Below are 12,133 nucleotides of genomic sequence, written 5' to 3'. Positions count from 1 at the left end.
GTTGCTATTTGTAAGATTCGATGATTTGATTGATTCTCCATTCTTGATTTACGTTACATAGGGTGATACATTCAACTTTTGTGAAATTGTCATACTTCATTTCTACTTTGGCCATAACACAGTTCTCATTTTTCTCCATGATGGTGTAGGTTGTTTTACAGTTCTGCTTTAGTCCTTTGCTTGACTTTAAAAAATTGACAACTTCTGATTTGCTGTATGTTTTTGTTTTTGCATTGGATGATTGGGTCCATTTGAAGTCATCGGAGAACAAGTGCTGTATACCTTCTGTATTACCATCTGCAGCGATCTGTACGTAACTGTCAATTACCGTTATGGGATTTGTGTTTCTCGGAGTCTTTCCTTTTGCAAAACTCATGCTCGTCATTGCGACTAATGCTCCGATTAATGCAAATACGATAAAGATTGAGTTTAGTGAATTTTTCATGATTTTTAGCTTTTTAAGTTTTTTTGATTTGTGAATTATTTAATTGATTGAATCAAAGGTATATAAGGGGGCTAAAAGTCGGAATGGTAATCAGGTGAACAGTCGGGTAAACTCGGTAAATGGAGGGGAGGATTCGGTGAATCTTTTGTGAATTTGAAAAGCTCGGTAAAAAATCCGGTAAACGGGAGTTTTATTTGTCGCAAAGCAATTTGCCTATCTTGCTATGATCTGAAATTGGCGATTCTCACTTGTCTATTCTACAGGAGTTGTCTCTTAAAACAATAAGAGTGTTGTTTTATCTATCAGTATCTTCGTGATTTTTAATTTATTGAAGCTTCGTAATGATATTTCGTAAACGCTCTTCATGATCATCGCCCCATTGTCCTAAAGCCGCGATTACTGGAATTAAAGTTTTACCAAATTCGGTCAGGCTGTATTCCACTTTTGGAGGGACAATCGGATATATTTTCTTTACAATCAATTCGTGCTGTTCTAATTCTTTTAGCTGTATATGCAATACGCGGCGGGAGGCTCCGGGAATTTTGCGCTGGAGTTCGCTTGGGCGTTGATGTCCTGCATTTATAAACCAAAGTAAACGAATTTTCCATTTGCCATACAGTATTTCACCGATGAGGTCGAGACCACAATTTAGATCTAGGGGTATTTTTTTTTCATACATACGACAAAGCTATGGCTATGTTTCAAAATGTGCAATAGGGGAAAAATTTATCCCTATGCAATTCGTTTTTCCGTACTTGTGTAAACCGGCTGTGTCGCAGACCTTTGTTTTAAATATTTTAGAACATGGAACAGGAATTTAATTTTAATGATGAATTATCGGGCAAAATTGCTTTGGTAACTGGCGGTACAAAGGGAACAGGTAGGGCCATTGCGGAGCGGTTGCTTTATGCCGGGGCGACCGTAATCATTACAGCAAGAAATGAACCTCTGCAGGATAATGGAAAATTACACTTTATTCCGGCCGATTTAAGTACGTCCTCTGGTACGATAAAGGTCGTAGGTGAAATACTGCAACAATTTGGCAGGCTGGATATTTTGGTAAACAATATGGGCAGTTCTGAAACGAAAGGAGGAGGCTTTGCTGTTTTGAGTGATGAGGATTGGGAAAAGACGTTTTATACAAATTTGCTGGCTCCGGTTCGTCTGGATAGAGGGTTTTTGCCTCAGATGATAGCTCGCGGAAACGGCGTTATCGTTCATATAGCTTCTATTCAGGCTAGATTGCCTTTGTATGATGCCACATTACCTTATGCAGCGGCTAAAGCAGGATTGGTGAATTATAGTAAAAGCTTATCAAATGAAGTTTCACCAAAAGGTATTCGGGTGTTGACAGTCTCTCCGGGCTGGATCAAAACAGATGGTGCTACAGGGATGATGGATGAAATCGCGAAAAGAACTGGTATTTCTGTTGATGAAGCGGTGCAGCAGGTCATGGAAAGTTTGGGGGTATTCCTTATGGCCGACCGGCAGAACCTCAGGAAGTGGCCGAATTGGTCGGTTTTTTAGTGTCACCAAGAGCGGCTTATTTGACAGGAACAGAATTTATTATTGACGGAGGTACAATTCCAACAATTTAAAAACCTTAAAAAAACACTTGAAATGAACATACCACAAGTAATGGCCGCATTAGTTCGTGCGCAGAACAATTTTGATTGTGTCTCCTATGCAATTTTTTTTTCCGAAACAGCCCTGATTGTTGACAAGAGTAATACATACAGGGGGAGAAAAGAAATTGAAAATTGGATTGTCGCAGCAAATGAGCAATATAAAACCGTCATGAAGCCATTGAGCTATAAAAAAGGAGAAACCGAAAGCATATTAAAAGCAGTAGTTTCTGGAAATTTTACTGGAAGCCCTGTTGTACTGTTTTACCATGTTCGGATTGTTAATGAGCAGGTACAATCATTGAAAATTACAGGATAAGGTATTTTTGTATGGTTAAATGTCATGCTTGAGGCCGTACTGGATGATGGTCTGAATAATGGGTAGCAATTCTTTTCCTTTTTCGGTCAAGGTATATTCGACCTTTGGCGGGATTTCGGCAAAGGACTTTTTATGGACAATATCTTTATCGCATAAAAACTTCAATTGGCTGATCAGCATTTTTTCACTGATTCCGACAATACAGCGCTTCAGTTCGCCGTAACGGATGGTGCGTTCGTTAATCTGGAAAATAATGAGCATGGTCCATTTTCCGCCAATGATTTCAAGTGTTTTCCTTAGGGGACAGTTTTCGTCAGAAATATTTATATTTATATTCATTGTGCTGTAAATCAGTAATTATTACTTTAACGTAAGTACCCTACTTTTAGGTAGGTACTTGACTATTGTACTGCAAATGTAGAAATTTGTCATATAATTTACTTACTTATAAAATTAAATAGGATGTCAAAAAACGTAAAAATAGTGCAGTCGTATTTTAATGCGGTAGCAACAGGAGACTTTGATACAGTCGGAAGTTTATTTGCAGATGATATTGTATGGCATCAGCCGGGAAAAGGTGTTCAATCTGGAACGTATACCGGAAAAGCTGCGGTGTTTGCTCATTTGGGGAACTTTATGCAATGGAGCAACGGTACCTTTGCTATTGATGATATTGAATATACAAGTGATAATGGAAATCTTGTGGCAGCTTCAATTCATTTCAAAGCAGCAAAAGGTGAGGGGACACTTGCGATGAAAGGTGTCGATCTATTGCGGATCGAATATGACAAAATAAAAGAAGTCTGGCTGTTTTCAGAAAGAATTGAAGTGGAAGATGATTTTTGGAACAGTGCAGCGAAGAATTAAGATTTGAAGGGGAAATGAGGGTAAGATTTTAGGGTTCTGCTTTGCCTAATTGCATTAACTGTGTTTTGTGCTGTATCCTATAAAAATCGTGTTGCTGTATCTGTATCCATTAAGACTTATATGATAACTTTGTTTAAAAGGAATAAGAATATGAAATTAACAATTTATCAGGTAGATGCTTTTACGGATATGGTATTCAAAGGAAACCCTGCGGCCGTTTGTCCCTTAACGGAGTGGCTGGCGGACGATATTCTATTAAAGATCACCGCAGAAAATAATCTATCGGAAACCGCTTTTTATGTGCCTAAAGGTGATGGTTATGAAATCCGTTGGTTTACACCTGCATCGGAAGTAGATCTTTGTGGTCATGCAACTCTTGCCACGGCCTACGTTTTGGCCCATTGTGAAAAGCAAGTAAAGGAAACGATTAATTTTTATTCGCCAAGAAGTGGCAAACTTCCCGTAAGCGTACAGCAGGATAAATTTGTGCTCAATTTTCCTGCAGACCAGTTTTCGGAAACTGAATTGACCGATGCACTGCTGGCAGTAACGGATAAAAAACCGATTGCAGCTTATCGCGGAAAGACTGATTATATGCTGGTTTTCGAGAAGCAAAATGATATCGAGGCTTTAAAACCCAATCTACCTTTGATGACTGGTATGGCTGCAAGGGGATTTATCGTAACGGCGAGGGGAGAAAACCATGATTTTGTTTCCCGCTTTTTTGGACCTGTGGTCGGTGTTAATGAAGATCCTGTCTGTGGCTCGGCACATACGACGCTGACGCCTTATTGGGCAGGACAACTCAATAAAACTGAATTGAGGGCATTTCAGCTTTCAGAACGTACGGGTGAAGTATACTGCCGTCTGCTGGGCGACAGGGTAGAGCTGGCAGGAAATGCGGTGCTTTATATGAAAGGCGAGATTTATATTTGATCAAACAGTATTGATGTACTTCGTGTCGTAAGATGCGTCTGATATATTTTTTTTGGGTTTCACTACAAATTGTGAAAAATCGTCCCTAATATTAAAATGTTTGTTTTACGGTAATTAAAACTAAAAACAGCTCTTTAGGATTAATAAAGAGCTGTTTTTGTTACGTTTAAAAGGGTTTAGTACTTCATCCATTTGATGATTTCTTTCCAGTTTGCCTTTTTTCCGTAGATGAGGATACCTACACGGTATATTTTGGCTGCTAACCAGGTGACCAGTAGAAAGGTGCTTACCAACAATGCCAGCGATACAGCAATCTGCCAGGTGGGTACACCGAACGGAATGCGGACCAGCATGGCAATAGGGGAGGTGAAAGGTATAAAGCTTAGCCATGTTGCAATGGGGCCGTTAGGATCGTTAATAATGACTCCAAACGACAAGACATAGGTCAATAGCAAAGGCATGGTAATGGGCATGGTAAATTGGTTGGCTTCTGTTTCACTATCCACTGCCGATCCTACTGCAGCAAAGATGGCGCTGTAAAGTAAATAACCGGATAGGAAGAACAGAAAGAAGCAAACGATAATTTCGGTGACATTGACTGATTCCAGATGTTGTAAAATGCCAAATCCAAGACCTGAAGCCGGTGCCTGACTGACCGTGTTCATGCCGGGACCTCCTTGTTGCATTGCAGCCTGTTCTACGGTTTCTTTATTGATCAGTTTGGTGGCTCCAAAAACCAGGCCTCCGGTCAAGATGATCCAGAGTAGGAACTGGGTGAGCCCGACCATTCCGATACCGATGATCTTGCCCATCATAAGCTGGAAAGGTTTGACCGATGAGATGATAACTTCGATAATGCGATTGCTCTTTTCTTCAATTACACCACGCATCACCTGTACACCATAAAGAAACAGCGATAAGTAAACCAATACGGCTAAACCTACACCGATACCCATAGCAATACCTGTGTTACTGTTTTTCTCCTCGCCACCTTCTGTTAGCTCTTTGGCATTGACGCTGATATGAGGCTGCACCGATTGTAACAGCTCTGGGTCGATACCTAGCTTCTTGTATTCGCCGATGCGGATGATGCCTTCAAGCTGTCTTGCTATTGCATTCTGGATCGTGATATTGGCTTTATCTGCTGAAATCAGCTCGATGGTAGACTGCTGATAAATTTCTTTCGGAATGACCAGGATGGAGCTGTTCTGCTCATCGTCTTTAATCTGCTTTTTAAGATCCTGCAATGAGCGGTCGCTGACAGTAAAAGTAATGTTAGGGTCGCTTTTCAGCTGCTTTGCAAAACTGCCCTGCTGATCCAGAATATATACATGTGCATGGGCGTCTTTGAAACTTTTCTTGGTCAGATAAAATATCCCTCCGTAAAGCGCAATGAAAAATAATGGGACTAGAAAAGTCATCAATAAGAATGATTTCTTTTTGACACGGGAAAAGTATTCGCGCTGAATTATGAGTAGTATCTTATGCATGGTCGGTTTCTTTTTTAGCGTTGTTGGATAGGGTCACTTGCTCGATGAAAATGTCATTGATAGAGGGTACTATTTCTAATACTTGATGGATTTCGGCCAGAGGTAAGAGCTTTGTGAGTACTTGATTGATACTAATGTCTTGATTTAACTTAATAGTGATAATTATTTTGTTTTCAGATTGTTCTATATTTTTTAAATGGTATAGATTTTCTATACGTATTGATTTTTCATCATTAACGGCCTGTAATTCGATTTTGTAGGTCTGATTTTTATAGTTGTTTTTGATGTCATGAATATTGCCGTCAAGGATCTTTTGGGAGCGGTTAATAAGTGCAATGTGGTCGCAAAGTTCTTCGACGGACTCCATTCTATGCGTCGAAAAGATGATTGTAGCCCCTTTTCGGTTCAATTCAAGGATTTCATCTTTGATTAAACTGGCGTTTACAGGGTCAAATCCGGAGAAGGGCTCATCCAAGATAATAAGATCAGGTTCGTGGAGTACGGTCGCAACGAACTGTACTTTCTGTTGCATACCTTTACTAAGGTCTTCAATCTTTTTATCCCACCATGACAAAATGTCAAGCTTCTCAAACCAATGATTTATTCGATCATTTGATTCTTTCTTACTCAGTCCTTTAAGTTGTGATAAGTAAAGCATTTGTTCTCCTATTTTCATCTTCTTGTAAAGGCCTCTTTCCTCTGGGAGGTAGCCAATTCGTTCGATATGTTTGGGTGCTAATGGCTCTCCATCGAATAGTATTTCGCCCGAGTCCGGTCCTGTGATCTGGTTGATGATCCGGATCAGAGAGGTTTTGCCGGCCCCATTGGGTCCTAAAAGTCCGAATATTTTTCCTTTGGGAATACTGAGGGAGACATGGTCCAGCGCTCTATGACTGGCATAGTCTTTTACAACATTTTTGATTTCTAAAAGCATGTATTATTTTGGTTAGTCATATGTGTTTAATCTATTTTTTTTAATCGGTTATCTGGCATGGTATTCCTGGTGCTTTCATGTGTTATAGCAAAATGCTCTCCTGCTGTATTTCGGTATTTATTTATACCGATGCGCGTTAGATGGCCATGTTTACCAGCATATTTTTATCATTAGTAAAGCTGATCTGTGAAACGTTACACTTTTGCCTCCATTTTTGTTTTTAAATAATGAAACGGATCGGAGTTCAATTTGTCAAAAGGATAGTTTTATGCTACCTTTGCAAGATGCAAATTAAAAAAGCCGAATTCATCTGTAGTAATACACGAGTTGATAAATTGCCAGAAGGCAAACTCCCTGAGTATGCTTTTATTGGTCGTTCCAATGTGGGTAAATCATCACTGATCAATGCTATGGTTGGTAAGAAAGGTTTAGCTAAAACTTCTCAAAAACCGGGTAAGACGCAACTGATCAACCATTTTATCATCAATGACGATTGGTTTCTAGTGGATTTACCGGGTTATGGTTTTGCAAAAACATCGAAGTCCAACCGTGAAGCTTGGGAGAAATTTATTCGCCGTTATTTGACGCATCGCGATAATTTGCAGTGTATATTTGTTTTGATCGATAGCCGTCATGAGCCTCAAAAAATAGATCTTGAATTCTGTTACTGGTTAGGTGAGCGGGGTTTACCTTTTATGTTAGTATTCACGAAAGCTGATAAGCAGTCTAACGTGAAGTCTGATGTGAATATGTCTAAATTTAGAAAAGCATTAGCGGAGTGGTTTGAGGAAATTCCAAAGTGTTTCCTAACTTCTGCTGAAGTGAAGTCGGGCTGTGATGCTATTTTAGAGACGATCGGGGATATCAATACCCGTTTTGTTATGCCTGATTTAACGGCTCCTAGTGATGAAGTCGGGTATGAAGAAGGGGATGAAGATAAATATGGTGATGTGGATCCAGATCGTTATCGTCACGCTGGTGAAGAGGAGTAGTCCATGAAGAAGTATCTGTCCCTCGTACTGTTTGCGCACAGTATTTTTGCATTGCCTTTTGCTTTTATTGGCTTTTTCCTGGCTTTACATACCACCAATCATACTTTTGACTGGAAGTTACTCGTATTAATGCTGGTGTGTATGGTGACCGCACGTAATGCGGCTATGGCCTTTAACCGTTACCTGGACCGTGATATCGATATTTTGAATCCGCGGACAGCAATGCGCGATATACCTGCGGGGCGGATTTCTGCTAGAGGGGCATTGCTATTTACAATCATAAACTGTGTGTTTTTTGTCGTTGCGACTTACTTTATCAACAGTTTATGCTTTATGTTGTCACCTATTGCTTTATTTGTCGTGCTCTTTTATTCTTATACTAAGCGTATTACGGCTTTATGTCATCTGGTGCTCGGTCTAGGTTTGGGGCTTGCTCCGGTGGGTGCATATCTTGTGGTAACGGGTCAGTTTCATATTGTTCCTGTACTTTACGGCCTTGCCGTATTGTGCTGGGTGAGCGGTTTTGATATTATCTATGCTCTGCAGGATGAGGCGTTTGACCGTGAGCATAAGCTGAATTCCATTCCAGTATTGTTGGGTACTAAAGGAGCGCTACGTTTTTCCGAAATCCTGCATGTATGTTCGTTTATATTTGTGCTCTTGCCGGTTCTGTATATGGAGGTGGGATGGTTCTATTATCTGGGTGTTGTTTTTTATGGCAGTTTGCTAATCTATCAGCACCGGATTGTGAGTCCAACAGATCTTAGCCGCGTAGATCGCGCTTTTATGACGACCAATGGTATCGCATCTGTTATTTTTGCAGTTTTCTATCTGCTGGATATTATCGTGCATTAGCCGATAGCGTCCAGATTTATATTTTTTATGGTCAAAGCCAGATTAATCTTGATTAATCTGGCTTTTTGTATTTTCTGCTATATTTTTTGTGCCATCCTGAATAAAAATTTATATTTTCAGGGCTTGTTATTAGGATGTGTACACCAATTATTTGTAAAAGCTTAGATTATGGTAGATAATAATTTTGAAAATTTTGTAAAAATCGCATCGGAGCTGGTGTGGAGTGATGTTTTTATTTACCTGTGTCTGTTGACGGGTCTGTATTTTTCTGTACGGACTGGATTTCTGCAGTTGACCTATATTAAAGATATGCTGCGATTGCTGTTTCAGAAAAAGCAGTCGGACGAGGGTATATCATCTTTTCAGGCCTTTGCATTGGCAATTTCGGGCCGCGTGGGTACAGGAAATATCATCGGAGTGGCCACGGCGATCTATATGGGAGGTCCGGGTGCAATTTTCTGGATGTGGGCGATTGCTTTCCTAGGTGCTGCATCTGCTTTCGTGGAGTCTACGCTGGCACAGGTGTTCAAACAGCAGGTCGGAGATGAGTTTAAAGGTGGTCCTGCCTATTATATTGAAAAATGTCTGGGTGTGAAGTGGTATGCGGTTCTGTTTGCCTTAATAACCATTGCAAGTACAGGCTTTTTACTTCCCGGCGTGCAAAGTAATGCTATTGCATCTTCGATGCACAATGCATTTGAAATACCTGTTGCTTATACGGGGATTGGAGTGGTGGTTTTGTTGGCTGTTATTATTTTCGGCGGTGTACAGCGTATTGGCCGAGTGGCTGAACTAGTGGTGCCGTTTATGGCGGGAGCGTATATTTTAATGGCTTTAGTGATCATCGCTTTAAATTATACACAGATTCTGGATGTGTTTGGTCTTATCTTCAGTTCTGCATTTAGCCTGAATGCCACTTTTGGCGGCGTTGTGGGCATGGCGATTGCCTGGGGTGTCAAGCGTGGCATCTATAGTAATGAGGCCGGACAGGGCACCGCACCGCATGCTGCGGCCGCAGCGGATGTTAGTCATCCTGCACAGCAGGGTTTGGTACAGGCTTTTTCGGTGTATGTGGATACAATATTCGTTTGTACAGCAACAGGACTTATGATTTTATTTACCAATCAGTATAATGTGGGGCAATTTGATGGAGCCGGTCAACTGGTCGGTTTTATATCGGAGCATATACCAGGGGTCAATTACACGGCCTTTACACAGGCGGCGGTGTCGCATCATTTTCCATTGATCGGAAATGGCTTTGTGGCCATCGCTTTGTTTTTCTTTGCATTTACGACGGTTATGGCTTATTACTACTATGCGGAAACCAACTTATCGTATATCTTTTCTAATAAGGTAAGTCCGGCGGTCACCTGGATATTGCGTATTGTATTTCTTGCGGCGGTATACTATGGTTCTGTGAAAACAGCGGAGATTGCCTGGGCAATCGGTGATATCGGTGTAGGGCTGATGGCTTATGTCAATCTGATCGCGATCTTACTGATGAGTAAAACAGCGCTCAAGGTATGGCAGGATTATAAAGTGAAGCGTAAAAGAGGGGATATGAATCCAACATTCAGTGCTAAGGAACTGGGAATTAAGAATGCGGAGTTCTGGGATAAAGAGAAATAAAAGGAATAAAAAAATCCCTCAACAAGTGTTGAGGGATTTTTTTATGTTTAATTCATTTTTCCGAATTTATCTCCGGCCATATCTTTCTCATAGTAGGCGGTAAGATCATCCCGGTGATTCAGCACTTTTGATTTGGCTATATACTCCTGGTTGTCGGCATAGATGAATAGTAATGATCCATCTTTAATGGTATTGATAATAGGCTTCGCTAACTCTCTAGGCAGCGCAGGACAGCCGTAGCTTCGTCCTAAGCGTCCCAATGAACTTACGATGCGTGGATTTGCATAATCTGCGCCATGAACTACTACAGCTCTTGATTTGGCTCTATCATTAAAGCCCTCTTCCAGTCCATTTAAAACCAAAGAGTAACCATTTGAACCTTGATAAGTATTCTCCGTTACATAAAAGCCCAATGAGCTTTGGAATGACTCCGGCGTGTTTGAAAAAGAAGTAGCGTAATTACTACCGCTATTTTTACCGTGTGAAACGAGCGAATGAAAAAGGACTTTTTCGTTTTTAAGGTCTAGGACGACAAGCCTTTTTTCGGTAGATGGTAAAGTGAAGTCAATGATTGATAATACATCTTTGTTTTTGGCGGGAAGTAATCTATAGCCTTCCATCGCTTCTTTAAATGCTTTATAATTGACTACATCTTTGAGATTCATGCTTTCGTAGAGTGCATCTACTTTTGATATTTTCTTTTTAACTGTAATTTCTTTTTTATGAATTTCTGTCGGTACTACATTTTTAGATTCTGAGAACAACGCTGCATACAAACCCATAAATAAAATGAACACTAATTTCTCCATACTTTATCCCTTATTTGTTTTTCGATAGCAAATTTAAGAACTAAAGATAGTTAAAAAGTGTAAAAAATTGTTAATCAGTATCTTAATTATCGTTAATCAATAACTATTACCAAAGTCTGGAAGTCTTTTGACCGTTTATAAACAAATTGTGCATGTGATGACGCATTTCTGACACACATATGTGACCTCGGGATGGTGCCTAAGCTCCAGCTGTATTCGATCACTTTACCGTTCGGATTATTGACAGGAACGCCGTGTACGTACGCTCCGGCCGTAAAACGGCTTGCAAATGGGGCGTAACCTTCGATAGATTTTGTGCCATCTTTGAAATAAAACATCTTGGATTTATGCTCCTGTAAAACAAAGATTCCAGTAGGAGTTTCCTGTGCATGAGGAGGCTTGTGACGGCCTGTAGTGGCTGGATTCATGCTTCTTACTGCCCATCCTTTATCTGTTTTATCCAGTGTACAAATATTTTGGTTTGTAACATCCACGACGATTACTTTGTCAAATCTGACAGAATCGCCTATTGTTTTGAGGTATCTTTTTGGTACTTCCCAAGTTCCTTCGAAGGAAACACCTTCCACTTTGACACGTTGTAACGTATCGCTACTCTGCAGTTTAACCAGCCAGCCATCTCTACCATAAATGGAAGGTAATTTGGTTTCGCCTTCACGATATAAGGGACTCGCTTGGTAGCGTTCTGTTCCTAGGGAGTCAGCAACACGTTTATAGGAATCTCTTTTGAAATGTGGAATAGTAGGTGCCTCACCATTTGAATTCTGATAGTTTTGCAGCACACCATAAATAGCGTTGCCGTTCTGGAAATTCTCAACAAAAGCCAGTTTTTCTTTTATTTTATCCCATTGAAATTGCCTTACTGTATCTTTATAGGGATAAGTGTCTTCTAATGTATACTTGGTGTACTGGAGTTCTTTGGTAATTTCAATATCTGCCGCTGTTTTTGGTTTGGCCTTCGCGATTTCTTCTTCTTTCTTTCTAATCGCATCGATTGAATCTTTTGTTTTCTCCTTTTTCTTTTCTTCCGGATCATTTTTTGATTGTCCTTGTTGGCAAGAAATAAACAAAAAGGAAACGAAAAAACTATATATTAAAATGTTTTTAATGTACAAATGCTTCATAAAACAGGGCTCATTAAGATTTTTACTGTTGAGAAAAGGTACATTATTGTATCGATGCCCCTTTTCTGAATGATTTCATTACCAAACATA

Annotated in this window: 15 protein-coding genes; 8 read left to right on the top strand and 7 right to left on the bottom strand. The window is 40.1% G+C overall.

The features are described from left to right. Window positions 1-4: 4 nt before the first annotated feature. On the bottom strand, window positions 5-445 hold the full coding sequence (locus M2265_RS06755) for a nuclear transport factor 2 family protein (RefSeq protein ID WP_132771330.1): 441 nt from the start codon (window positions 443-445) through the stop codon (window positions 5-7). A gap of 325 nt (window positions 446-770) precedes the next feature. Further along, window positions 771-1,124 (bottom strand): winged helix-turn-helix transcriptional regulator, encoded by a 354-nt coding sequence (locus M2265_RS06750; RefSeq protein WP_021188877.1) that lies wholly within the window; start codon window positions 1,122-1,124, stop codon window positions 771-773. A gap of 125 nt (window positions 1,125-1,249) precedes the next feature. On the opposite strand from M2265_RS06750, the gene M2265_RS06745 reads away from it, so the two are divergent. The 3 genes from M2265_RS06745 to M2265_RS06740 are packed head-to-tail and all read left to right on the top strand — an operon-like array spanning window position 1,250 to window position 2,389. Then, a complete protein-coding gene (locus M2265_RS06745; protein ID WP_319801167.1) occupies window positions 1,250-1,972 on the top strand; it encodes an SDR family oxidoreductase in 723 nt (240 codons plus the stop codon). After that, complete coding sequence (locus M2265_RS26960; RefSeq protein ID WP_317126553.1) at window positions 1,948-2,043, top strand: hypothetical protein; 96 nt, start codon at window positions 1,948-1,950, stop codon at window positions 2,041-2,043. Before M2265_RS06745 ends, M2265_RS26960 begins: the two co-directional genes overlap by 25 nt. Window positions 2,044-2,065: 22 nt before the next feature. Beyond that, window positions 2,066-2,389 (top strand): hypothetical protein, encoded by a 324-nt coding sequence (locus tag M2265_RS06740; protein ID WP_031287704.1) that lies wholly within the window; start codon window positions 2,066-2,068, stop codon window positions 2,387-2,389. 15 nt (window positions 2,390-2,404) lie between these two features. On the opposite strand, the gene M2265_RS06735 is transcribed toward M2265_RS06740, so the two are convergent. Beyond that, entirely contained in the window at window positions 2,405-2,728 is a 324-nt protein-coding gene (locus tag M2265_RS06735) for a winged helix-turn-helix transcriptional regulator (RefSeq protein ID WP_021189043.1), read from the bottom strand. A 123-nt stretch (window positions 2,729-2,851) separates the two neighbouring features. On the opposite strand from M2265_RS06735, the gene M2265_RS06730 reads away from it, so the two are divergent. Both M2265_RS06730 and M2265_RS06725 read left to right on the top strand, forming a co-directional pair. Further along, window positions 2,852-3,256, top strand: coding sequence for a nuclear transport factor 2 family protein (locus M2265_RS06730; protein ID WP_132771331.1), 405 nt, complete (start codon window positions 2,852-2,854; stop codon window positions 3,254-3,256). Between the two features lie 120 nt (window positions 3,257-3,376). Then, window positions 3,377-4,192 (top strand): PhzF family phenazine biosynthesis protein, encoded by an 816-nt coding sequence (locus M2265_RS06725; RefSeq protein ID WP_243655446.1) that lies wholly within the window; start codon window positions 3,377-3,379, stop codon window positions 4,190-4,192. A 176-nt stretch (window positions 4,193-4,368) separates the two neighbouring features. Here M2265_RS06725 and M2265_RS06720 read toward each other — a convergent pair whose 3' ends face one another. Both M2265_RS06720 and M2265_RS06715 read right to left on the bottom strand, forming a co-directional pair. Continuing rightward, the gene (locus M2265_RS06720; RefSeq protein WP_132771332.1) at window positions 4,369-5,682 is read right to left on the bottom strand and encodes an ABC transporter permease; all 1,314 of its coding nucleotides are present in this window, start codon (window positions 5,680-5,682) and stop codon (window positions 4,369-4,371) included. Beyond that, a complete protein-coding gene (locus M2265_RS06715) occupies window positions 5,675-6,616 on the bottom strand; it encodes an ABC transporter ATP-binding protein (protein ID WP_132771333.1) in 942 nt (313 codons plus the stop codon). Before M2265_RS06715 ends, M2265_RS06720 begins: the two co-directional genes overlap by 8 nt. Window positions 6,617-6,900: 284 nt before the next feature. On the opposite strand from M2265_RS06715, the gene yihA reads away from it, so the two are divergent. The 3 genes from yihA to M2265_RS06700 all read left to right on the top strand — a co-directional run bounded on the left by yihA (window position 6,901) and on the right by M2265_RS06700 (window position 10,092). Further along, window positions 6,901-7,608: a ribosome biogenesis GTP-binding protein YihA/YsxC gene (gene yihA / locus M2265_RS06710; protein WP_132771334.1), complete on the top strand. Its 708-nt coding sequence runs from the start codon at window positions 6,901-6,903 to the stop codon at window positions 7,606-7,608. A 3-nt stretch (window positions 7,609-7,611) separates the two neighbouring features. Beyond that, window positions 7,612-8,463, top strand: a complete 852-nt coding sequence (locus tag M2265_RS06705) for a UbiA-like polyprenyltransferase (protein ID WP_132771335.1) — start codon at window positions 7,612-7,614, stop codon at window positions 8,461-8,463. A gap of 168 nt (window positions 8,464-8,631) precedes the next feature. Next, window positions 8,632-10,092 carry an alanine/glycine:cation symporter family protein gene (locus M2265_RS06700; RefSeq protein WP_132771336.1) on the top strand — a complete coding sequence of 487 codons (1,461 nt, stop codon included), beginning with the start codon at window positions 8,632-8,634 and terminating at the stop codon, window positions 10,090-10,092. A 47-nt stretch (window positions 10,093-10,139) separates the two neighbouring features. Here M2265_RS06700 and M2265_RS06695 read toward each other — a convergent pair whose 3' ends face one another. Next, a complete protein-coding gene (locus M2265_RS06695; RefSeq protein ID WP_021189035.1) occupies window positions 10,140-10,901 on the bottom strand; it encodes a murein L,D-transpeptidase catalytic domain family protein in 762 nt (253 codons plus the stop codon). A 92-nt stretch (window positions 10,902-10,993) separates the two neighbouring features. Then, on the bottom strand, window positions 10,994-12,043 hold the full coding sequence (locus M2265_RS06690; RefSeq protein ID WP_132771337.1) for a L,D-transpeptidase: 1,050 nt from the start codon (window positions 12,041-12,043) through the stop codon (window positions 10,994-10,996). Between the last annotated feature and the right edge of the window lie 90 nt (window positions 12,044-12,133).

The sequence above is a fragment of the Sphingobacterium kitahiroshimense genome (genome assembly GCF_025961315.1).
Taxonomy (GTDB): domain Bacteria; phylum Bacteroidota; class Bacteroidia; order Sphingobacteriales; family Sphingobacteriaceae; genus Sphingobacterium; species Sphingobacterium anhuiense.
The sequence above is the reverse complement of the archived record's forward strand: the minus strand, read 5'-3'. Positions and strand labels throughout refer to the sequence as shown.

Bases quoted from the DNA above. Each gene is read 5' to 3' on its own strand.
- M2265_RS06745 (WP_319801167.1), top strand. From the start codon at position 1,250: ATGGAACAGGAATTTAATTTTAATGATGAATTATCGGGCAAAATTGCT.
- M2265_RS06740 (WP_031287704.1), top strand. From the start codon at position 2,066: ATGAACATACCACAAGTAATGGCCGCATTAGTTCGTGCGCAGAACAAT.
- M2265_RS06755 (WP_132771330.1), bottom strand. From the start codon at position 445: ATGAAAAATTCACTAAACTCAATCTTTATCGTATTTGCATTAATCGGA.
- M2265_RS06695 (WP_021189035.1), bottom strand. From the start codon at position 10,901: ATGGAGAAATTAGTGTTCATTTTATTTATGGGTTTGTATGCAGCGTTG.
- M2265_RS06730 (WP_132771331.1), top strand. From the start codon at position 2,852: ATGTCAAAAAACGTAAAAATAGTGCAGTCGTATTTTAATGCGGTAGCA.
- M2265_RS06690 (WP_132771337.1), bottom strand. From the start codon at position 12,043: ATGAAGCATTTGTACATTAAAAACATTTTAATATATAGTTTTTTCGTT.
- M2265_RS06735 (WP_021189043.1), bottom strand. From the start codon at position 2,728: ATGAATATAAATATAAATATTTCTGACGAAAACTGTCCCCTAAGGAAA.
- M2265_RS06700 (WP_132771336.1), top strand. From the start codon at position 8,632: ATGGTAGATAATAATTTTGAAAATTTTGTAAAAATCGCATCGGAGCTG.
- M2265_RS06725 (WP_243655446.1), top strand. From the start codon at position 3,377: ATGATAACTTTGTTTAAAAGGAATAAGAATATGAAATTAACAATTTAT.
- yihA (WP_132771334.1), top strand. From the start codon at position 6,901: ATGCAAATTAAAAAAGCCGAATTCATCTGTAGTAATACACGAGTTGAT.
- M2265_RS06750 (WP_021188877.1), bottom strand. From the start codon at position 1,124: ATGTATGAAAAAAAAATACCCCTAGATCTAAATTGTGGTCTCGACCTC.
- M2265_RS06705 (WP_132771335.1), top strand. From the start codon at position 7,612: ATGAAGAAGTATCTGTCCCTCGTACTGTTTGCGCACAGTATTTTTGCA.
- M2265_RS06715 (WP_132771333.1), bottom strand. From the start codon at position 6,616: ATGCTTTTAGAAATCAAAAATGTTGTAAAAGACTATGCCAGTCATAGA.
- M2265_RS06720 (WP_132771332.1), bottom strand. From the start codon at position 5,682: ATGCATAAGATACTACTCATAATTCAGCGCGAATACTTTTCCCGTGTC.